Raw genomic sequence first — 19,566 nt, 5'->3', positions numbered from 1 at the left:
GATTCGGCTCCCTAACGGTTGAGCCGCCAGATGTGGGTGGACAGAACGGTCGCGAAGCCGCACCACAGCGGATAGGGCAGCAGCGCCAGCGCGCCCCGCGGGGTGGCTTCGGCCGTGCGCCTGACCAGGTCGGCACTGCTGGCCGTCAGCGCCGCGGCACCGACCGCGGCCGCGCCGAGCTTGTGGTACCGGAAGAACAGCCAACTCCACCCGGCGTTGAGCAGCAGATTCACCACGAGCGTCGCGGCGTAGCGACGCGCCTTGCCGTGCTGCCCGGTTGCGCGAAACCGGTCGATGGCCACCGCCGACGTGGCCGCGATGTCCCCGTAAAGCGTGGTCCATACCGTGGGGAAGGCGGCGCGGGGCGGCTGGTAGGCGGGCTTGTGAAGCCGCGAATACCACGGCGAGGCGGCGTCGGCGCTGGCGACGCTGCCGGCGCCGGCGGCTGCGGCGACGCCCAGGGATGTCGCGCCCAAGATCGATTTGTTCACGGGGTGCTCCGTTCGCGTTGGGCCCGATCCGCTTGCTGCTCAACGGGTTCGGTGTGGGTAGGGCTGTTGGGCCACCAGATCCGGTCGCCGATGAGGGTGAACAGCGCCGGGATGACCAGCGTACGCACCACGAAGGTGTCGAGCAGGATGCCCAGGCCGACGATGATCCCCAACTGCGTCAGGACGATCAACGGCAACACCCCGAGCACGCAGAATACGGCGGCCAAAACGATTCCCGCGCTGGTGATTACGCCGCCGGTGGCCGACACCGCGCGGACCATCCCGTCGCGCGCGCCGTGCTGCGCGGCTTCCTCGCGGGCCCGGGTGACCAGAAAGATGGTGTAGTCCACGCCGAGGGCGGCCAGGAACAGGAAGGCGAACAGCGGGGTGGTGTTGTCCAGCGCCGGAAAGCCGAAGACGTGGATGCTCGCCCAGCCGCCCATGCCCAACGCGGCCAGGGCGCCCAGGATGGTCGCGGCCAGCAGGGTCGGCGGGGCGAGGGCCGATCGCAGCAACACATACAGGACCACCAGGATGACGGCCAGGATCGCCGGGATCAGCAGCACGCGATCATGCGTGGCCGCATCCCGGATGTCGAGGGCCTGCGCGTCGGCGCCGCCCACCAGCGCACCGGGGTCGGCGGCCCGGGTCGAATTCCGCAGGGCGGCAACGATGCCGAATGCCTGGTTGGATGACGGCGGTGCGTCGATCACCACCGACCATTTCGTCAACCCGGTTTCCGAGCGGCCGGACTCGGTCACCGAGACCGCCCCGGGCGTGGTCCCGATGGCCTGCCGAACGGACGACGCGTGGGCGGTGGGGGCGACGACCAGCGTGGGGTTGGCCAGGCCGGCCGGGAAGTGTTCAGCCACAACGGTGTAACCGGACACCGAATCCGCATGCACCCGGAACTGTTCGGTCTGCGACAGCCCGATCCGGGTTCCCCACAAGCCCGTGCCCAGGGCGGCCAGGGCCGCGATCGCGATCACCGCAACCAGTGCGGGACGACGGGCCACCCCTTCCGCGATGCGGCGCCACGCACCGGAATCCCGGGCCGCGTCGTCCCCGGCGTGCGGGATGAACGGCCAGAACAATCGGCGGCCGCAGAGGGCGAGGATCGGCGGCAGGATGACGAGCACAGACACCGCGGCGACCACCAGGCCGCACGCCCCCAACGCGCCCAGGCTGCGCGTGCTCGGGGTGGCGGCGAACAGCAGCGTGAGCAGGGCCAGCACCACGGTGGCATTGCTGGCCACGATGGTCGGGCCCGACCGGCGCACGGCGTGGCGCAAGGCGGCACGGTGCCCGGACTGGCGCCGAAGCTCTTGGCGATACCGGGAGATCAACAGCAGCGCGTAATTGGTGCCCGCCCCGAACACCAGCACGCTGGTGATGCCCGACGTGGCGCCGTCGAAGCTCAACCCGGTCGCCGACGCCACCGCGGTGCCGACCGCGGCGGCGACCCGATCGGCGAATCCGACGACCAGCAGGGGGACCACCCATAGCGCCGGGGACCGATAGGTGGCGATCAGCAGCAGCGCCACCACCGACGTCGTCACGGCGAGCAGGGTGATGTTGGCGTTGGTGAAGGCGCCGGCAATGTCGGCGCCGAACGCCGGGCCGCCGGTGATGTGAACCCGCAGATCCGCGGGCAGGCCCGTCGCCGCGGCCGTGCGCAGCGCGGTCACGGTGTCGCCGAGGGCGAGACCCGACAGGCCTGCGCTGATCGGCACGATGCCCAGGACGGCCTTGCCGTCGTTCGACGGCAGCGCGGGCGCCGCGCCGTCGGCCCCGCCCGGTTGCGCGGCGGCGTGGGCGCGATCGCGGGCCGCTCGGGCGGCGGAGATGTCGGAGGGGCTCAGCACCGCACCGTCGGTGCGGCTGACGACCACGATCAGGGGCGCGCGGTCGCCGCCGGGAAACTGCCGGGACAGCGCGTCCACTTCGGCGGAGGCCGAGTCGTCGGGAAGCGATTTCGGCGACTGGCCCGCCGCCGCGTTCCCGCCGATGAGCACCATGAAGCCGACGCCCAGCAGCGCCGCCACCAGCGCGAGCAGCCACGAGCGTCGACCCGTCACGGCGGCGGCCAAGGGTTCCCACACCACGAACACAAGCCTTTCAGTTTGTTAAACATTAATCAACTGAAATGATGCATCGCCACGGCGCACCGAAGGCGGTGTGCACCAGGGGGCACTATGGACATTATGGACGCAGCGGGTTGCCGGCGATGACCCTCGACCGTGGCGCGATGAAGAATCGCAAGCGGCGCCACATCCATGTGTGCCTGGGCGAACCGGTCGGCTATGACGGGGTCACCACCGGCCTGGACCGGTATCGCTTGCCGTATAACGCCCTCACGCAGACCAGCCTGGGCGACATCGACGTGTCCACCAACTTTTTCGGTGTCAACCTGCGGTCTCCGATCCTCATCGGCGCGATGACCGGGGGCGCCGAGCTGTCCGGGACGATCAACCGGAACCTGGCCGCGGCCGCCCAACAGCTGGGCGTCGGCATGATGCTCGGCTCGCAGCGCATCATGCTGGACAGCGCGCTGGGGGAGCGCGCCGCGGACAGCTTCGCGGTTCGCGACGTCGCCCCAGATGTGTTGCTGTTCGGCAATATCGGTCTATCTCAACTGGCGGGCGCGGCGGTGCCGGACCTGGCGAAGGCACTTGATCGGGTGGGCGCGGACGCGCTGGCCGTGCATACCAATCCGTTGCAGGAAGCGATGCAACACAACGGCGACACCGACTTTTCCGGCTCGGTGGATCGGCTGCGAGAAGTGGCCGGCGCCCTCGGCCACCCGGTGTTGCTCAAGGAGGTCGGCCACGGGATCGGCGGCGCCGCGGTGGCGGAACTTCTTGGGGCCGAAGGCAACGTCCCGGTTGCCGGGATCGACGTGGCGGGCGCCGGTGGCACGTCGTGGTCGCGCGTGGAGCAGTTCGTGCGTTACGGCGAACTGCGCTATCCGGAGTTGGCCGACTGGGGCATCCCCACCGCGCGGGCGATCCTGGAGGTGCGCGAGGTGCTGCCGGAGATCCCGTTGGTGGCTTCCGGGGGCATCCGGACCGGGATGGACGCGGCCAAGGCGATCGCATTGGGCGCCGACGTCGTGGCGGTGGCCCGGCCGCTGCTGGGAGCCGCGATCGAATCCGCCGCCGCCGTGGTGGATTGGCTGCAGCCGTTCATCGACGAGCTTCGGGTTTGCCTGCACGGCTGCGGAGTCGCGAACCTTGCCGGCCTGCGCGAGGTCGATCTCGTCGCGCTGCCGTAGCTTCGCGCGACGTGGCCGTCAGCCGGGCGTGCGGCTCGCCGTTGCCGCGCTGCGTCGGCCTTTTGGCGCGGCGCTCTTACTGTCGGTGGCGGTCGACTTCTTGGGAGTTGGTGCGGTGAGCCGGGATTCGAAGGTGGACATCGCCTCGATCATCGCCGCGAAGACACGATGGGCCGCCGTCAGGTCGCGGTCGGGCAGGTCGGACAGGGCGGTACGCAGCTCGGCGCCAAGGGGAGTGAAAAAAGAACGAGCCAGCGCCATCCCCGATTTCTCGTAGCGAAGCAGCGTCTTGCGGCGATCCTCCGGGTCGGGCTCGCGCCGGACATGGCCCGCCTCGATCATGCGGTCCACCAGATAGGTGATGGCGGCCGGTGAAACGTCCATGCGCCGGCGCAATTGCGCCGCGGTCAACGGCGTCCCGGCGGTTTCGGCGACCATGATGTGCAGTAACGCGTGAAAGTCGGTGCCGCTGACGTCGTTTTGGCGAGCGAAGTGCCGGCCGATGCGGTCGGATTGCGCGGTGATCGCACGCATGTCGGCCGACACCAACTTCTCGAGTTCGGCTCGATCTACTCGCCGATCAGCGGCGGCGCGCTTGGTCACTTACCCGCATCCTTCTTGCAAGATACGCCGACCAGCGTTTCCGGTCCGGTCAGCGGCCATCAGCCTACGGCACCCTGGTCACGGTGCTGTGGTCACCGCGCCGGTTTGAACGGGCGCGCCCCGGGTATGTGATGCGCGATGAGTTTGATCGAGACATCGCAACGCCTGCGCCGAGCGGAGCGCAAAGTGCTGCGCCTGCAACGACGGTTGTGGCTTGCCCAGCTGGCCGTGTGGCCCACGGTGATCGTGCTGGCGGTCCTGCTGGTGGGGGCGCTGTGGATGGTGTGGAAGCGGACGGCCGGCCGCAGGGGCGGGCCGGCATCGGCGGCGCACGCTGCGCCCCGCTATCCGGCACCGCCGCGGACCTGATAGCGGCGCTCGGCGTAGGCGAGGTCGTCGCGCCAGAGCCTGCTGGACGCGAAGCGCATGAGCGGTGTGATCAGCGGCGCCACCCGAGATGCCCGCTTGAACCCGGGCCGCCCCGAATGCGCGATGGTGGCTTCCAGGACGGCGGTGCGGGGACGGCCGTCGGGTCCCAAACCGATTGGGGTGGCATGGGTTTCGACGACGCTGCCCGTCCCCTCCCCATCCACGATGCGCATGACGATGGTGCGGGCCTCCGGGCAGCTGAACTCCGCGACGACGGGCACCCCCAGGCGTCCCATCCGGAAGGTCACGGCCACCAAGAAGCGGTCGGCGTGTTCGGTCGGCGTGCTGAGCACCTCGAGCCGGGTGAACGAGTACGGGTGAAACCATGCGCCATGCCACGGATCGAGCCGGTTGGCGATGATGTCGATGGGTTCGCAGACGCCCTCCATGCGGGCGACGGCGGCCAGGGTGTCGCCGGTCGGCCGGTCCGCAATCACCGGAAGCTCCAGTGGCGTCTCGCGTCCGACCGCATCGAGCCGCACCCAGACCAGGGTGCCGTCGTCGTGACCGGGCAGTGGGCTCCAACCGAATTCGCGGGCGCGGCCGTCCAGGGTCAGCCCGTGCCACCGGCACACCAGCGTGCCCCGATGCACCGTCCCGGTGGCGAGGTCGGCCCCCAGGTGCGGGCAGCTGCGCGGCCCCACGCACAGTCGGTGCCGTTCGTCGCGCCAGGCGACGACCTCGACGCCGGCGACGCGCGCGCCGAACGGTCGCCCGCCGACCACCTGCCGGCTGGCGGCGAACGCGTACCAGTTGCCGGTGGCCCGGTGCTGGGAGCGCCGCAGCGCGGCCTCGATGAGGGCGGGTTGGGCGTCGCGATAGGTCGGGCGCTGATCGGCCCACGGCACACGCGGGATCACCTGCAGGGGCCAATCTTTGGAGCGCTCTCGCAGGGTTTGCAGCCGGTCGCGGATGTTCATCGCCGGGCGACTCTCTGGCGGGTGGCAAGCCATCGCAGCAGTGGTGACCGGCCCTCGGTGGGTACCGTGGCCAACGGGTGCCCGGCCAGTCCCCACCGTGTCAGCAGTTGGTTCGCGGCGCACCAGCCGGTGGTGGCGGCGCGCTCCATCAGCGCCACCGGCAGGTCGATTCGGATGGCGTCGCCGGCCAACACCAGGCCCGGCGTCGGGGTGGTCACCGCGGGGCGGTCCGGATAGGAGCCCGGCGAGAACAGGGGGCAGTCGCTGCGATGCAGCAGCCTCTCGTGAACGATCTGTGCCGCAGCCGTTTCCGGGTAGACCGTGTGCAGCTGGCGTAGTGCGGCCGCGCGCGACGGCGCCGAATCCAGGGCGTAGGAATGCAATTCGACGACGGAGCCGCGCTGTGTGCGCGCCCACGTGCGGGCCTCGCGTTCGTAGCGTTCCAACACGCTGATGTTGTCCAGTGGCTTGTGCCCGGCCGTGCCAAGGAATGCCGGCCGCCGCGCCGAGACGGGGCGGTCGAGCCAGAACCGATGCACGGCGAACGGCGGCGCGGTGCGCAGCCGCGAGATCTGGGCCCGCCAGTCATCGGTGCCCAGGCCGCTCGATGCCGCAACGATTCGCTGCAGACCCGCGACGTCGGTGGCCAGCACCACGGCGTCGACGTCGAGAGGTTCGTCGGAATCGGTGTGTACCCGAAAGTGTCCCGCCGGCCCGGTGTCGATGCTCTGGGCGTCGGTGCCGAGTCGAAACCGCACCCCGCGCCCTTCGAGGTAGCCGCTCAAGGGTTGCCACAACGCGCTGTCGTAGTTCGCGCACGGAACGTCGAAGATCAACCCTTCGGCCGATCCCAGGAAGTAGATGTGGAACATCGTCGCCAACTCGGCCGCGGACAGCTTGGCGGGGTCGGCGAAGAAGCTGCGGGAGAACACCTCGAACGCCAGATGCCGTGCGGCCTCCGGGAATCGGATGTTTTCGAGGAACGCCGCGGCGTCGATGTCGTCGAGGCGCTCGTAGGTGTCCGGCACCGACACCGCGGCCAGGGGCGCGGCGGCGCGGGCGTCGATGCGGGTGAAGTCACGAAGCCGAAACGTCGGACTGCGCGCGGCGAAGACGACGGCGTTCCAGGGAGGGGTGCGCGGCAGCCCGCGGAAGCTGTCGCGCCGCCCCGACCCGTCGATGAGCGGGTAGTCGTCGACGGGGGTGAGCATCCGCAATTCCGGATCGATCCGCGTCAGCAGGGCGCGCAGGTTGTAGTACTGCCGGAAGAAGGCGTGGAAGCCCCGGTTCATCGCGAGGTCGGCGCCGCCTTCGTGTTCGGTCCAGCCGCCGACCCGACCGCCGAGGTAATGCTCGCGTTCGATGACGTCGACGGCGACGCCGCGCTCGGCGAGCCCGGTGGCGGCGGTCAGGCCGGCGATCCCGCCGCCGACGACGGCGATGCGGGGGCGTGACGGCAGCGCGCCGGCGTCCGGCAATCCCGTTGGTGCGGGCAAGGTTCGGCGTCGACGATCGGTGGCGTGCGCGGTCATGACGGCGCATCCGCCAGGAAAGTGTGCACGATGTTGGCTTCCCAGCCGGGCATCGTCTCGCTGTGCACGGCGGTGAAGCCGGCGTCGGCGAGGCGGGCCCGGAACCGCGCGGCCCCGTCGAACGCCAGCACGCTACGCCACAGGTAGCGATACAGCGTACTGTCCCGGGTGCGCCACCAGCCGGACGGGATGATGATGCCCCAACAGACGGCGTGCCAGACGCGGGTGGCGGCGGGGGAGTCGCGCACCGAATACTCGTGCACCGCCAGGGTGCCGCCCGGCCGCAACAGCGCGCGGAACTTCCGCAGTTGGTCGTCGCGGTTGGCGACGTTGCGGATCAGGTACGCGGCCAGGATGCCGTCGAACGGCCCGGTGATCCCCTGCTCCGCCAGCCGTTCGACGGGGGTGTGGACGAACCGCACCGTGGCGGGCCAGTCCTTCGCGCGCGCCTCGTCGAGCATGCCGCGCGATGCGTCCACGGCGACGATGTCGGCTTCGGGCGCGACGGCGAGCAGGGCGGCCGTCGAAGCACCCGTCCCGCAGCCGGCGTCGAGCAACCGTAAGCCCTTGCCGCGGGCCGGAATCCGCATCCGCTTGGCCGACAAAAGCAGCTGCGCGTGGTAACCCGGGCTGGCGCCGACCAGCCGATCGTAGGCCGCGGCGCCCGCGTCGAACGCGGCTGCCAGGTCGCCGGGGGCGGGCCCCGCATCACCGACGCGCACGTTGCCGTTCCCCCAGCAGCAGCACCGCGGTGACCAGCGCGAAGCCGAACAGAAAGTCCTCGACCGGGATGTCGAAGGGGAAGCGCACCCCGCTCAGCTGCCGATCGTCGTAAATGACGATGGGCGAGCTCAGCTTGGTCAGCCATCCGTCGACCGGGATCTGGAATCCGAGGACGATCAGCATCGACAGCCAGTAGGCCGGTCGGCGGAAAAGTCCGGTTCGCAGCACCGCCAATTCCAGTGCGCAGACGGCGAATACGGCCAGCGTGGCGGGCAGGGTGTAGCCGAGGCCGGTCATCGCCGGTGGACCTTTGCCAGGATGGCGTTCACGGCGTTGTAGGTCAGCAGCCCGCATGTCGGAATGACGAGAAAGAACAACACCTCTTCGACCGGCACCCGAAACGGGATGCTCACGCCGGTGAGGTACGCGCCGTCATAGGTCCACACGTGCGCGGCGACCGCGATCTCGTCCCAGATCAGGAACACCGCCGCGACGGGCAGCACCGCCTTGATGAGACGTCGCCACTGTCGGTAGACGCCGGGGCCCAACGTCTCCAGCGGCGCGGTGATCGCCAGGCATGTGGCCAGCACAACGAGGTATTGCCACCGATCGCTCATGCGGCCCCCGCATTGAGATCGTCCCGCTCGCCATTTCGCGCCCGCCAGGACCGTATCAGTCCCGCACCGGCCACCCGAAGCCGTCGAGCCCTGCCCACGGTGGCCCGGTGGTCGAACACGGCGAACTCGCTTCTTTCGATGCAGTCCAGGATTTCTGCGTACAGGGCGGCCGCCGTTGCCACGCACGGTCGTGAGCGACGCGCGAGCGTGGCGATTCCCGCCGCGGCGAATCGGTAAGTCTGCCGCGCGATTTCGTGTTGCGCGGCCAGGGCGCGGCGCACCCGGGGGTCGGTACGGCGGTGCGTGTGACACCATCCCAACAGCTCTCGATCGACTCCGTCGGCGGCGAGTTCGTCGGCGGGCAGGTAGACCCGGCCGCGTACCAGATCTTCGTCGACATCGCGCAGGAAGTTGGTGAGCTGGAAGGCCCGGCCCAGCGCCGCCGCGTAGGGCGCGGCCTCCTCGGCCGGTGTCACCGTGCCCAGGATCGGGAGTACCTGCAGCCCAATCGCTTCCGCGGAGCCCCGCATGTAGCGGTTGAGCGCTTCGCGGTCGGGATAGTCGGTGACCGTGAGATCCATTCGCATCGAGGTCAGGAAGTCCTCGAACAGCGCGGCGCTGATCCGGTAGCGCCGTGCGGTGTGGGTAACCGCCGCCACCAGCGGATCGTCGAGGTGGGCGCCGTCGGAGAAGAAGCGCTCGGACAGTTGCTGCAGCCGCCTGCCGCGAGCGGACGCGTCCAGCCGCGGATCGAGGTCGTCGAGGATGTCGTCGGCGTAGCGGGCGAAGCCGTACAGCGCGTGCACGGGCGGCCGTTGGTCGGGCGCGAGCAGCCGGGTGGCCAGGAAGAAGGTTCGGCCATGGGAGGCATTGAGTTCCCGGCACCGGCGATACCCGTCGCGCAGCCGCGGATCGTCGATTCCGGCGGCGGCCAATTCGCTGCGCATCATGGCAAACCGGCTTTCATGTCGAGGTTGGTGGTCGACCGCTCGGCGGCCCCGGTGATGCGGTCCGCGGCGAGTCGCCCGGAGATCAGGGTGGTCGGCACGCCGACGCCCGGCACCGTGGAGGAGCCGGCGAGCACCGCGTTGTCGATGCCGCGGACCAGGTTGGCCGGGCGGAACGGGCCCGTCTGGCCGAAAGTGTGGGCGAGCGCGAACGGGCTGCCGGCCGCCATGCCCTGACGGGCCCAGTCGGCGGGCGTGACGACGTCGAGAACCGTTGCGTCTCGCCGCAATCCGGGTAGCAGTCGGTCGGCGACGTGTGCGACGAGGCTTTCGGCGTAGGCGCCGCCGGTCCGCGACCAATCGATGGCGCCCCGCTGCAGGTTCGGCGCCGGGGCCAGGACGTAGAGCAGATCGCGTCCCTCGGGGGCCAGGGCCGGGTCGCCGGCCGTCGGGCGGGTCACCAGTAACGACGGGTCGGCCATGAGCCGACCGTCGCGGATGATGTCGGTGAAGGTCCGGTCCCACGCCTCGCCGAACAGGATCGTGTGGTGGGCCGTCTCGGGGGCGACCGCGGGACAACCCAGGTGAACCACCACCGCCGACGGTGAGGCGCGCAGCCGCACGGCGCGACGCGGCGTGCGGCCCAGCAGCGCGTAGGTCTGGGGCAGTTCGGTGGTCAGCACCACCGCGTCGCAGGCGATGCGCCCGGTCCGTTCGGCGAGTACGGCCGTGACCCGTCCGCCGGAGCGTTCGAGCGCGGTAACGGTTGCGTCGTAACAGAATCGGACACCCGCATCGGCGGCCGCGGCGGCCAAGGCGTCCGGCAGCGCGCGCACGCCGCCTCGCGGAAACACCACACCGGAGATGGTGTCCATGTAGGCGATGACCGCGTAGACCGCCAGGGCGTCGCGCGGCGCCACCCCGGCATACAGCGACTGGAAGGTGAAGATCCGCTGCAGCCGTGGATCGCTGATGTGCCGCTTGACCATCCGGTCCCACTTGCGGAAGCCGCCGATCGCCGTCAGCTGCGCCAGCTGCGGCGTGACCAGCGAGAGCGGGGAATCGAAATTGGCGCCGATGAATCCGTCGAATTCGGTGCGGTACAACCTGGTCAGCCACTGGCGCAGCCGCCGGTAGCCCGCCGCCTGCCCGGCCCCGGCGAACTCGGCGATGGCGCCAACCATCCGGTCCGCATCGCTGTGCACATCAAGCGCGCTGCCGTCGGCGAACACGGCGCGGTAGGCGGGATCAACCGTCAACAGCTCCAGCCGGTCGGACCGGGTCTCGCCGACGGCCGCGAATGTCTGGTCGATAATGTCGGGCATCGTGAGAACCGTTGGCCCGGTGTCGATCCGGTACCCGTCGATGTCGAGGCGTCCGGCCCGCCCGCCCGGCCACGGCTCGCGCTCCACCACCGTGACCGCGCGCCCCCGTCCGGCCAGGTGCAGGGCCGCGGAGAGCCCGGCCAGGCCGGCGCCGATCACCACGACGTGATCGGTGCGTCCTTCGATTCTCCGCATGGTCAGCGTGCTCCCGGGTCGGTATTGCTCATGCGCCGCGATCCGTACAGGCCGCCGCCATTTCGGCCAGCGCGATGCGAACGGGTTCCTCGATCGACACGTCGGCGAGGTGGGCGCGCGCGGACGCGACGCGGTCGCCGATCATCCGTTCGATCAACCCCAGGGCCCCGGTCTCGATGATCAGCGCCTTCCACCTGTCGATCGCGTCGTCCTCGAGGGCTTCACGATTCGCCAGCTCGGTGAGTTCACGGCGCGTCGACGGATCGGCCAGCTGGTGGGCGGCCGCCACGACGCTGGTTGCCTTGCGCTCGAGCAGATCTCCCGCGCCGGGCTTACCCGTCACCGCGGGGGATCCGAAGACGCCGAGCACGTCGTCGCGCAGCTGAAACGCCTCGCCGAGGGCGCGGCCGTAGCAACCCAGCTGGGACAACGTGCGAGCGTCGCAGCCGGCCATGGCCGCCCCGATCTCCAGGGGCCGGCGCACCGTGTAGTTGCCCGATTTGCGCCGTGCCACGTCGAGCACGAATTCCAGCCCGGGCGCCTGCCGCGCGTCGTTCGTCAAGTCGGCGAACTGTCCCACCGCGAGCTCGGTGCGCATCGCGTCATAGCGCGGCCACACCCGTTGCAGCCGCCGGGGGTCGACGCCGCTGTCCCGCAGCATCTGTTCGGCCCAGATCAGGCACAGATCTCCGAGCAGGATGGCGGCCGACTCGCCGAATCGTCGTGAGGTGCCGGGCAATCCGCGCTCCCGGTGCCACCGCCCCAACTGCAGATGCGCCGACGGACGGCCGCGCCGCACGTCCGAACCGTCCATGACGTCGTCTTGCAGCAGCGCGAACGCGTGCACCAACTCAAAGCTGGCCGCGGCCCGCAACGCGGCCGGGTCGGGCGGCGCACCGCACAGCCACCCCAGGTACATGAACGTCGACCGCAGGCACTTACCGCCGGAGGCGAAGTCGGCCAGGATGTCGCCTGCCGCTTCGATACCCGCCCCGTCCAGTTCGGCGGCCCGTCGCTCGGCGACGAAGTCGGCGACGTGGACCAAAACCATCCGCCGCAGGTTCGACCGCCACTCGCCGAAGTCGGTCCGGCCGAACCACGCCGTCGCCACCGGCGGTGCTGCGGTGGGCGGCGAAAACGACAAAGCTCCCATGTTGCCCAAGCGCTCCCTCCCGAACGGCCTGGAATGCCCGGGCCTGCGCGGCCCCGGCACACGCGGTCATACCCACCGACGAGGCGGACAAACCACTGCGCGAGCCGCCTGGTTTCCGCCCCGCGCCGCCCGGGAGGACATACCACCTCGTTCAATAACTTAAACATTCATTCGATGAAATTCACCCGGGCCGCGCCGGCCTGGAGCGACGACGGCCGGCCTCGCCGCGTCACCCTCGAGAGAACTAAGGCATCGAACCGAAACGCGAACTCGTGCAGCGGTTTAACGGCGGTGAGGTCACGACGCGGCGCCGCGGCTGACCTGGCTCCGCGGCTGTCGGGGACGAGGCAGGTCGGACATGAATCTGAGGCGGGCCCGCAGGATGTCTTCGATGGTTTGAAAGGCTTCCGGTACCGAGTCGGTGGTCGCCAGCCCGTTGTCGTGCACGATGCGCAGCAGTGGCCGCATCGCCGTGCCGGTGACCACGCTGCAGTGCACGCGGGCTTTGCGGAATTCGTCGTTGAGCACCAGCAGCGCCCGAAAGCCCTCGACGCTGACGAAGCGCAGCCGGCTCACATCGAGGACCACGGGGGTCTTGAGCCGGGCGAAGCCGCGGATGGCGTCGGTGAGATCGTGCGCATTCGCGGCATCGACCTCGCCGTCGACGCGCACCACCGTGGCGAGGCAGCGCGCATAAACGTATACGTGTGCCCTGGCGAATTGGGCCATGTGGCGGCAGTGTGCGGGATCATGGTGGTCCGCCGAATGCGCGGAGTGAAGAGCAGCCATTGAAGCGCCTATCGATGGTGGTGAGGAGGGAGTGACCAGTGTTTTACACACCGCTCCCGTTAGAGACGCAGCTGTGAACTCAACCTGACAGCAGCCTAGCGCCGAACGTCCTCGCTCAGGAGCAACGTTTCGTTTTCCGGCCGGTGGGCAACCGCGTCTGGCCGCTGGTGAATCCGGTGGTGAAAGCGCGTTTGGCCGTCCGGCCGCGGGGTATACGCGGGCCAAGTAACAAACGCGTCGAATCCCTTGACGGACGCGAGGGGTGGTGCGGCCCAATGGAAAAGCAAGGCCGCCGCTGGTGCCGGTTAGCGGTTGCGCCCGCTGCCGCGATGATGCTCATCGGCGCGCCGGGATGGGCCACCGCCGACCCCGGCGTCACCGTGTTTCCGGGAATGGAGATTCGTCAGGGCAACACAGTGTGCATGGTCGGAATGGTCGAGCCGCGGCTGCGGGTCGCGCTCACCAGCGGGCAATGTGACGGTGGGCAGTCGATGGTGACCGACCGAGACCGCAACCCGATCGGCGACGTGGTCCTCGGCCGTCGCCAGGTCGACACGGACTCGGCCGCGGACACCTCGATGCTGCCGGTGGAATACGAAGTCATCGCTCTCGCAGGCAATGTCACGGCCTCGGACCTGTTGCCCACGGGACGCCGGCTGCGGTCGACGCCCGGCCTGAGTGCGCAGCCGGGCCTGCCCGTGTGTCAGCTGCGCCGCTCGACGGGCCAACGATGCGGCTCCGTCGGCACGGTCACCAACGGCCGCTTCGCCATCGCCGACATGGTCGTGGACGGTCGTGACTTCGGCGGCCCGGTCTACGCCCTGACCGACGACAACAACGCCGTCATCGTTGGGCTTTACGAGGGCATGTGGAGGTCTGCGCCGCAGTTCGAGACGTGGCAGGCGGTCATGGCCCAGGTCTACATCGACAGCCACTCCTCCAGCGGGCATCAACAACTCCCCGCTCTACGCATGATCAACTGGCACACCACCCCTCGCGTATTTGCGGCACCGTAACTTCCCCGTCGTCACGCGACCCGGGCCGCACCGCGTGTTTCCCCCGACACAGAACGGGAATCCGCCGCCGGTGAACGTTTTAGAACTCGTGGCGGTGCCCTTCCAATGGGGCTCCGCGATCCGGGGCAAGCGGCTCTTTCATCCGACCGGAGTGTTGGCGAGGGGCTTCGTCGAACGCGTCGCCCCGGCGGGTCAGGGCCTGCCGATCCCGTCGTCGGAGATCGTTGCCCGGGTATCCAAGGCCAGCGGCACACCCGGCGCGCTGCCCGACTTCGTCGGCCTGGCCTTCCGGTTGCCGCCCCCGGGGCCGGCGGGAAAGCCCTGGGACATCTTGCTGGTGTCCGCGGGGTCGGGGGTGCTGTCCCGGGCGGTGGCGTTGCGGCCGACCGTGTCGTGGAACGGCCGGACCCTGACCACCCTGATGCCGTTGCATTATCAGAACAACAATTGGTGGCTTCGGGCCCGCACCCCGGGCGACATCGACGGCCTCGGCCTGTCGCTGGACACCTTCCGCAACCGTCTCGAACGCGGAAATATTGAGATCACACTCGACCAAGCCTGCGGCAGAGGGCATTTCACACCATTGGGTCGTTTGACGCTGACCACCGTCGTCGACGACGAAGCCCATCACGACGTGTCGTTCGATCCCGTCGTCAACACCGCGCCCGGCCTGAACCTGCACCCGCGCTGGCTCGCCGATCTGCGTGCCCGCGCATATCGGAACAGCCGTGACGGCAGGGACGCCGATGCGTAGCCACGCGAGCGAGAGCGCGTGGGAAGGAGGTAACCGGTGTCCAAGCGCATCGTGATCACCGGCGCCAGCGGCAATGTCGGCACCGCGCTGCTGCGCCGGCTCGCCGAGGACGGCTCCGACTACGAGATCGTCGGAATCACCCGCAGGCGACCGCCGCCGGACGACGTGTACCGGTTCGTCCGCTGGCATGAGCTGGACCTGGCCGACCCGGGCGTGGAGATTCAGTTGCTCAACGTCTTTCGCGGAGCCGACTGCGTGGTTCATCTGGCGTGGGGATTTCAGCCCACCCGCAACAGGCGGTACCTGGACGCCGTCGCCGTCGACGGCAGCACGGCGGTATTGAGCGCGGCACACAACGCCAAAGTGCCTCACCTGCTGCACATGTCGTCGGTGGGGACCTACGCCGCCGGGCGATATGGACAGAAGGTCGATGAGACTTTCTCCACCGCGGGCATCCGTTCCTCCGCCTACAGCAGGGCGAAGTCCGCGGTGGAACACATGCTCGACGGCTACGAGCGGCACAACCCCGACGGGGTCGGAATCACCCGGATGAGGCCCGGATTCATCATGCAGCGCGACGCCGCGCCGGGCCTGCGCCGCTATACCCTGCCCGCGTACGTGAACCCGCATTGGCTGCGCTGGCTGCCGTTGCTACCGCTGGATCGCTCGCTGAGCGTGTCGATCGTGCACGCGGAAGACGTCGCCGACGCGTGCGTCAAGGCGATCGAGGGTTGCGCGCTGGGGGCGTTCAACTTGGCCGCCGAGCCGCCGGTCGGGCGCGACGACATCGCGCGGGCGGTGCGGGCACGCCCCGTGCACGTGCCGTCGGCGCTGCTCGGCTTGCTGGTGGAGGCGTCGTGGCGGGCGAGGTTGCAGCCCCTGGACCGCGGCTGGCTGGATATGGCGTTTTCGTTGCCGCTGTTGGCCACCGGCCGCGCGCGCACCGCGCTGGGATGGTCGCCGCGCTGGGATGCGGTGGCGGCGCTGGCCGACCTCATCGACGGCTTCCTTCATGAATCGGGGACCCACAGCCCGGTCCTGCATTCGCGGTCGTTCGCCGAGGCCATCGCGCGCGACGTCCACGAAGGCCCGCTCACGGTCCGGCAAGTGCCCTAGGAGCCCCGCCGTCAAAACCGCTACCGGTCCGGCAAGGCGTGTTCGACGATGGGGAGCCGTGCGTGCGGCTGCCGCTCGCCGCGCTTGGCCGACAGATACACCTGTGCGGTCTTGTCGGCCACCGTGTGCCAATCGAAGTCGGACGTGAGGCGTTCGCGGGCGGCATGGGCGCGTTGTTGCGCGGCGCGCGGATCGTCGAGCACCGTGCGGATCGCCGCGGCCAGCCGGGTCACGTCGCGGGGTGGACACGATACGCCGGTCTGACCGTCGATCACCGCCTCGCCCAGACCGCCGATGTTCGACGTCACCAGGGGGGTGCCGGCCGCGGCCGCCTCCAGCGCCACGATGCCGAACGGCTCGTAGTGACTGGGCAGAACCGCGGCGTCGGCGCGATGCAATACGGCCAGCAGCTCGGCGTGTTCGAGGTGGCCGACGAAGCGAATCGCCTTGAGCACCCGGTGTTTACGGGCTTGCTCGATGAGCCAGCCCTGCTGGGTGCCCTCGCCGGCGATGGTCAGTGTGGTTCCCGGGTGGGTGCGCCTGATCCGCGGGAGCGCGGCGATGACGTCGTGCACGCCCTTCTCGTACTCCAGCCGCCCCAGGTAGAGCAGTTCGGCGGGCCCGGTGCGCGGCCGGCGCGCCGCGAACGGCCACCGCGCCGTTTCAATGCCGTTGCAGATCACGGTGATCTCGGCCAGCCCGGGGCCGAACAGTTCGGTGATCTCGTCGGCCATCGATCCCGAACACGTGATCAGCGAATCGGATTCACGCACCAGCCAGGACTCGACCGCGTGCACCTGACGGCTGAGCGCACCGCTGACCCAGCCGGAATGCCGACCGGCCTCGGTCGCGTGGATCGTGGAAACCATTGGCACGTCATAGAATTGGGCCAGCGCGATCGCCGGATGGGCCACCAGCCAGTCGTGGGCGTGCACGACGTCGGGCCGCCACGCGTGGTTGCCGCCCGGTTGCTTGACGGTCAGCCCGGCGCGGACCATGGAATGGCCCATGGCGAGCGTCCAGGCCATCATGTCGGTGCCGAAGGCGAATTCGTGCGGATCCTGCGCGGCCGCGATCACCCGGACGCCCTCGCTGACGTGGTCGGACGACGGATGGCTCCGGGGATCGGTTCCGGTGGGTCGGCGCGACAGCACCACCACGTCGTGGCCTGCGGCCGCCAGCGCGGTGGACAGGTGATGCACGTGCCGGCCGAGCCCGCCGACGACCACGGGCGGGTACTCCCACGACACCATCAGGATTTTCACGTCGTGACCCGCCTCATCGGGGCAGCCGGCGCGCGTCGAGGGAGCCGAAGAGTCCGTCGGCGCGGTTCCACCCCTGCGCCAGCCGCTGCGCGGTGTCGCGCCGCCCGGACGCCAGCGCCCCCGCGATCTCACGGGCGGCGTGCGCGTGCAGGTGAGCGCGGTAGCGGGCGTAGTCGGCGGCCGAGTCCTTGCTCACCATGAACGGCCAGTCGCTGGAGACGGTGAGCAATGTTTCGCGCAGGATCTGGTCGGCGACGTGGTCGCGGGGGATCGGCCCGTCCAGCGTCGCGGTTTGGGACAGCGCCTTGTCGACGGTGCTCAGCGCGGTGTCGACCACTTCGTTGTTGAGCTGCACCAGGTCGGCGACCTGGTCGCCCGCCCACACCTGCCAGTCCTTGCCCGAACCCCACGAGCTGGGCGGCAGGGCCACCGGCTGACCGACGAAGCCGTCGGCGAGCGCGTCGTTCAGGGTGCCCACCCGCACACCGGCCTCGGGCAAGGCGCGCAGCACCCGCTCCAGCCAGGTCGGGCCCTCGTACCACCAGTGGCCGAACAGTTCGGTGTCGAAGGCGGCGATCACGTGCGCGGGCCGCCCGATGCGCGCGGACTCCGAGAGCAGGCGGTTGCGGACCGTCTCGACGAAGTCGGCGACGTGGACGTCGACCGCGTGGTCGGCGCGTTCGGGGTCGTAGGGCGCCTTGGCGTCCGAGGACACGTTGCGGCCGGTGACCCTGGCCGGCTTCAGGCCGGTGAGGTGGTCATAGGTGTGGAAATCGCGGTAGGCGGCATGCCCGGGGTAGCCCGACTTCGGCGACCACACCCGATAGCTGACCTGCAGATCGCGCCCGAACGCTACCACGTCGGTGTCGCCGACGGGCCGGCCCAGGGCGGTGTCACCGTGCAGCGACGGGCCGTCGACCATGAAATGCGTGACGCCGGCCGCGGAGTAGTCGTGTTCCAGCCCGGGCGCATACGCGCATTCGGGCGCCCAGATGCCGCTGGGGGTGTGCGCCAGCCGCTGTCCGGCGTCGGCCAGCCCCTCGCGCAGGGCGAACTCGCGCAGCCGGGGCGCGAGCAGCGGTTGGAACGGGTGGGCCAGCGGCCCGCCGAGCAGCTCCACCGTGCCGGCGTCGAGCAGGCCGCGCAGCAGCGGGCTACCGCCGTGCCGCCACAGGGTGGCGAAGTCCTCAAGGGCGCTGTGGGCCTCCGCTTCCTCGCGAATTCCCAAGGCGCGCAACGCTTCCGGTGTGCAGGACTGATAGCCGGCCGACTTCGACCGGGGAATCGACCGCACGCTGGCCGCCTCGGTCGCGCGCAGCCGCCAGTTCGCCAGCCAATGATGCATGCCGCCAAGGCAATACGGGTCGTCGAGTTGGGCGTTCACCACCGGTGTGACGCCGAGCGTGATCAGCCCCCGGCGATCCTCGCCCGCCAGCGTGTTCAGCACGCGCATCAGCGGCAGGTAGGCCGCCGCCCAGGATTGATAAAGCCATTCCTCACCGACCGGCCAGCGGCCGTGGTGGGCCAGCCAGGGGAGGTGGGTGTGCAAAACCAGGGTGAACAGGCCGGGGACCCGGTCTTGCGTTGAGTTCACGGCGCTACCGCGATCGCGATCAGGTCGAGACTGTCGTCGATGTGCCGGCCGGTCGCCGCCCCGGATCCGCTCTCTATCAGCTCGAAGTCATCGGTGGTGACGGCGGCGACGTCCGCCGCCAGGTCGGGCGGCCACGGCGCGTCGGTTACCGCGCGCGCGATTTGCGCGTCGATGATCGAGCCGCCGTGCCGGGCATCCATCTCCCGCAGCCGCGGACCGTGGAACAGGCCGCTGATCGACACGTCCGAGAAACCGCCGGCGACGAGCAGCTCGGCGAGCTCGCCGGCGTTGAGTTCGCGCGTGTGGAACGGGTTGATCGGGGTGTCGCGCCCAGGTGAGAACGTGATCCGGTTCGGCGTGGACATCATCAGCAGCCCCGACGGGCGCAGCACCCGCGCGCACTCGACGACGAATTGTGTTTGGTCCCACAGATGCTCGATCACCTGGAAGTTGACCACAATGTCGACCGACGAATCGGGCAGCGGCAGCTGCGCGAGGTTCGCCTGCATGACGTCCACCCGTGGGTAGCGGGAGCGGACGTGGGCCACGGCGGACTCGTCGTAGTCCACGGCGATGACGCGGCGGGCGACACCCGCGATCAGATCGGCGCCGTATCCCTCGCCGCAGCCCGCCTCGAGCACCTCGCGGCCCACGCAACGCTCGGCCAGCCGCTGATAGACGACCTCGTGGCGGCGGAACCAGTAGTTTTCGATGTCCAGCCCCGGGATGGTGCGCTCGCCCGTCAGCGTCAACATCGCGTCGCCCGCCGACGCGGAATCGCCGGGGGCGCGCGGGGGGACGTCAGGGACCAGTGCGCTCATTG

Annotated in this window: 20 protein-coding genes; 5 read left to right on the top strand and 15 right to left on the bottom strand. The window is 69.8% G+C overall.

The annotated features are described in order from the left end of the window. Window positions 1-11: 11 nt before the first annotated feature. Both AC0KTM_RS17745 and AC0KTM_RS17740 read right to left on the bottom strand, forming a co-directional pair. A complete protein-coding gene (locus tag AC0KTM_RS17745) occupies window positions 12-491 on the bottom strand; it encodes a TspO/MBR family protein (RefSeq protein ID WP_225326532.1) in 480 nt (159 codons plus the stop codon). Next, a complete protein-coding gene (locus AC0KTM_RS17740; protein ID WP_225326533.1) occupies window positions 488-2,596 on the bottom strand; it encodes an MMPL family transporter in 2,109 nt (702 codons plus the stop codon). The genes AC0KTM_RS17745 and AC0KTM_RS17740 overlap by 4 nt, the downstream gene beginning before the upstream one ends. Window positions 2,597-2,718: 122 nt before the next feature. On the opposite strand from AC0KTM_RS17740, the gene fni reads away from it, so the two are divergent. Further along, a complete protein-coding gene (gene fni / locus AC0KTM_RS17735; protein WP_472416286.1) occupies window positions 2,719-3,765 on the top strand; it encodes a type 2 isopentenyl-diphosphate Delta-isomerase in 1,047 nt (348 codons plus the stop codon). An 18-nt stretch (window positions 3,766-3,783) separates the two neighbouring features. Here the strand turns inward: fni and AC0KTM_RS17730 are convergent, their stop codons facing one another. Beyond that, entirely contained in the window at window positions 3,784-4,368 is a 585-nt protein-coding gene (locus AC0KTM_RS17730) for a MarR family winged helix-turn-helix transcriptional regulator (RefSeq protein ID WP_225326535.1), read from the bottom strand. Between the two features lie 138 nt (window positions 4,369-4,506). Here AC0KTM_RS17730 and AC0KTM_RS17725 point away from each other — a divergent pair, with 138 nt between their 5' ends. Further along, window positions 4,507-4,737 (top strand): hypothetical protein, encoded by a 231-nt coding sequence (locus AC0KTM_RS17725; protein ID WP_472416284.1) that lies wholly within the window; start codon window positions 4,507-4,509, stop codon window positions 4,735-4,737. Here the strand turns inward: AC0KTM_RS17725 and AC0KTM_RS17720 are convergent. The 9 genes from AC0KTM_RS17720 to AC0KTM_RS17680 all read right to left on the bottom strand — a co-directional run bounded on the left by AC0KTM_RS17720 (window position 4,713) and on the right by AC0KTM_RS17680 (window position 12,938). After that, window positions 4,713-5,717 (bottom strand): DUF5914 domain-containing protein, encoded by a 1,005-nt coding sequence (locus tag AC0KTM_RS17720; protein WP_225326537.1) that lies wholly within the window; start codon window positions 5,715-5,717, stop codon window positions 4,713-4,715. The two genes, AC0KTM_RS17725 and AC0KTM_RS17720, sit on opposite strands and share 25 nt — an antisense overlap. Further along, window positions 5,714-7,249 carry a hydroxysqualene dehydroxylase gene (locus AC0KTM_RS17715; RefSeq protein WP_472416282.1) on the bottom strand — a complete coding sequence of 512 codons (1,536 nt, stop codon included), beginning with the start codon at window positions 7,247-7,249 and terminating at the stop codon, window positions 5,714-5,716. Before AC0KTM_RS17715 ends, AC0KTM_RS17720 begins: the two co-directional genes overlap by 4 nt. After that, window positions 7,246-7,971, bottom strand: coding sequence for a class I SAM-dependent methyltransferase (locus AC0KTM_RS17710; RefSeq protein WP_472416280.1), 726 nt, complete (start codon window positions 7,969-7,971; stop codon window positions 7,246-7,248). Before AC0KTM_RS17710 ends, AC0KTM_RS17715 begins: the two co-directional genes overlap by 4 nt. Further along, a complete protein-coding gene (locus AC0KTM_RS17705) occupies window positions 7,958-8,269 on the bottom strand; it encodes a lycopene cyclase domain-containing protein (protein WP_472416278.1) in 312 nt (103 codons plus the stop codon). The genes AC0KTM_RS17710 and AC0KTM_RS17705 overlap by 14 nt, the downstream gene beginning before the upstream one ends. Then, on the bottom strand, window positions 8,266-8,589 hold the full coding sequence (locus tag AC0KTM_RS17700) for a lycopene cyclase domain-containing protein (protein ID WP_472416276.1): 324 nt from the start codon (window positions 8,587-8,589) through the stop codon (window positions 8,266-8,268). The genes AC0KTM_RS17705 and AC0KTM_RS17700 overlap by 4 nt, the downstream gene beginning before the upstream one ends. Next, window positions 8,586-9,539, bottom strand: a complete 954-nt coding sequence (locus AC0KTM_RS17695; protein ID WP_238956553.1) for a phytoene/squalene synthase family protein — start codon at window positions 9,537-9,539, stop codon at window positions 8,586-8,588. The genes AC0KTM_RS17700 and AC0KTM_RS17695 overlap by 4 nt, the downstream gene beginning before the upstream one ends. Continuing rightward, a complete protein-coding gene (gene crtI / locus AC0KTM_RS17690; protein ID WP_472416274.1) occupies window positions 9,536-11,056 on the bottom strand; it encodes a phytoene desaturase family protein in 1,521 nt (506 codons plus the stop codon). The genes AC0KTM_RS17695 and crtI overlap by 4 nt, the downstream gene beginning before the upstream one ends. Before the next feature lie 28 nt (window positions 11,057-11,084). Further along, entirely contained in the window at window positions 11,085-12,209 is a 1,125-nt protein-coding gene (locus tag AC0KTM_RS17685) for a polyprenyl synthetase family protein (protein WP_225326544.1), read from the bottom strand. Between the two features lie 297 nt (window positions 12,210-12,506). Next, complete coding sequence (locus tag AC0KTM_RS17680) at window positions 12,507-12,938, bottom strand: STAS domain-containing protein (RefSeq protein WP_238956551.1); 432 nt, start codon at window positions 12,936-12,938, stop codon at window positions 12,507-12,509. Between the two features lie 335 nt (window positions 12,939-13,273). On the opposite strand from AC0KTM_RS17680, the gene AC0KTM_RS17675 reads away from it, so the two are divergent. The 3 genes from AC0KTM_RS17675 to AC0KTM_RS17665 all read left to right on the top strand — a co-directional run bounded on the left by AC0KTM_RS17675 (window position 13,274) and on the right by AC0KTM_RS17665 (window position 15,884). Beyond that, window positions 13,274-14,014 (top strand): Rv1815 family serine proteinase, encoded by a 741-nt coding sequence (locus tag AC0KTM_RS17675; protein ID WP_238956550.1) that lies wholly within the window; start codon window positions 13,274-13,276, stop codon window positions 14,012-14,014. A 70-nt stretch (window positions 14,015-14,084) separates the two neighbouring features. After that, the gene (locus tag AC0KTM_RS17670; protein ID WP_225326547.1) at window positions 14,085-14,768 is read left to right on the top strand and encodes a phosphodiesterase; all 684 of its coding nucleotides are present in this window, start codon (window positions 14,085-14,087) and stop codon (window positions 14,766-14,768) included. 36 nt (window positions 14,769-14,804) lie between these two features. Beyond that, window positions 14,805-15,884 carry an NAD-dependent epimerase/dehydratase family protein gene (locus tag AC0KTM_RS17665; RefSeq protein WP_472416272.1) on the top strand — a complete coding sequence of 360 codons (1,080 nt, stop codon included), beginning with the start codon at window positions 14,805-14,807 and terminating at the stop codon, window positions 15,882-15,884. Window positions 15,885-15,904: 20 nt separating this feature from the next. Here the strand turns inward: AC0KTM_RS17665 and AC0KTM_RS17660 are convergent, their stop codons facing one another. Genes AC0KTM_RS17660 through AC0KTM_RS17650 form a run of 3 tightly spaced genes read right to left on the bottom strand, consistent with a single transcriptional unit; the run spans window position 15,905 to window position 19,564 of the window. After that, entirely contained in the window at window positions 15,905-17,149 is a 1,245-nt protein-coding gene (locus AC0KTM_RS17660) for a glycosyltransferase family 4 protein (protein WP_472416270.1), read from the bottom strand. A 13-nt stretch (window positions 17,150-17,162) separates the two neighbouring features. Next, entirely contained in the window at window positions 17,163-18,743 is a 1,581-nt protein-coding gene (locus AC0KTM_RS17655; RefSeq protein WP_472416268.1) for a 1,4-alpha-glucan branching protein domain-containing protein, read from the bottom strand. Next, a complete protein-coding gene (locus tag AC0KTM_RS17650; RefSeq protein WP_472416266.1) occupies window positions 18,740-19,564 on the bottom strand; it encodes a class I SAM-dependent methyltransferase in 825 nt (274 codons plus the stop codon). The genes AC0KTM_RS17655 and AC0KTM_RS17650 overlap by 4 nt, the downstream gene beginning before the upstream one ends. Between the last annotated feature and the right edge of the window lie 2 nt (window positions 19,565-19,566).

It is taken from the genome of Mycobacterium sp. NTMscope_Eco_3 (assembly GCF_976985685.1).
This window is presented reverse-complemented; position numbering and strand designations above follow the sequence as displayed.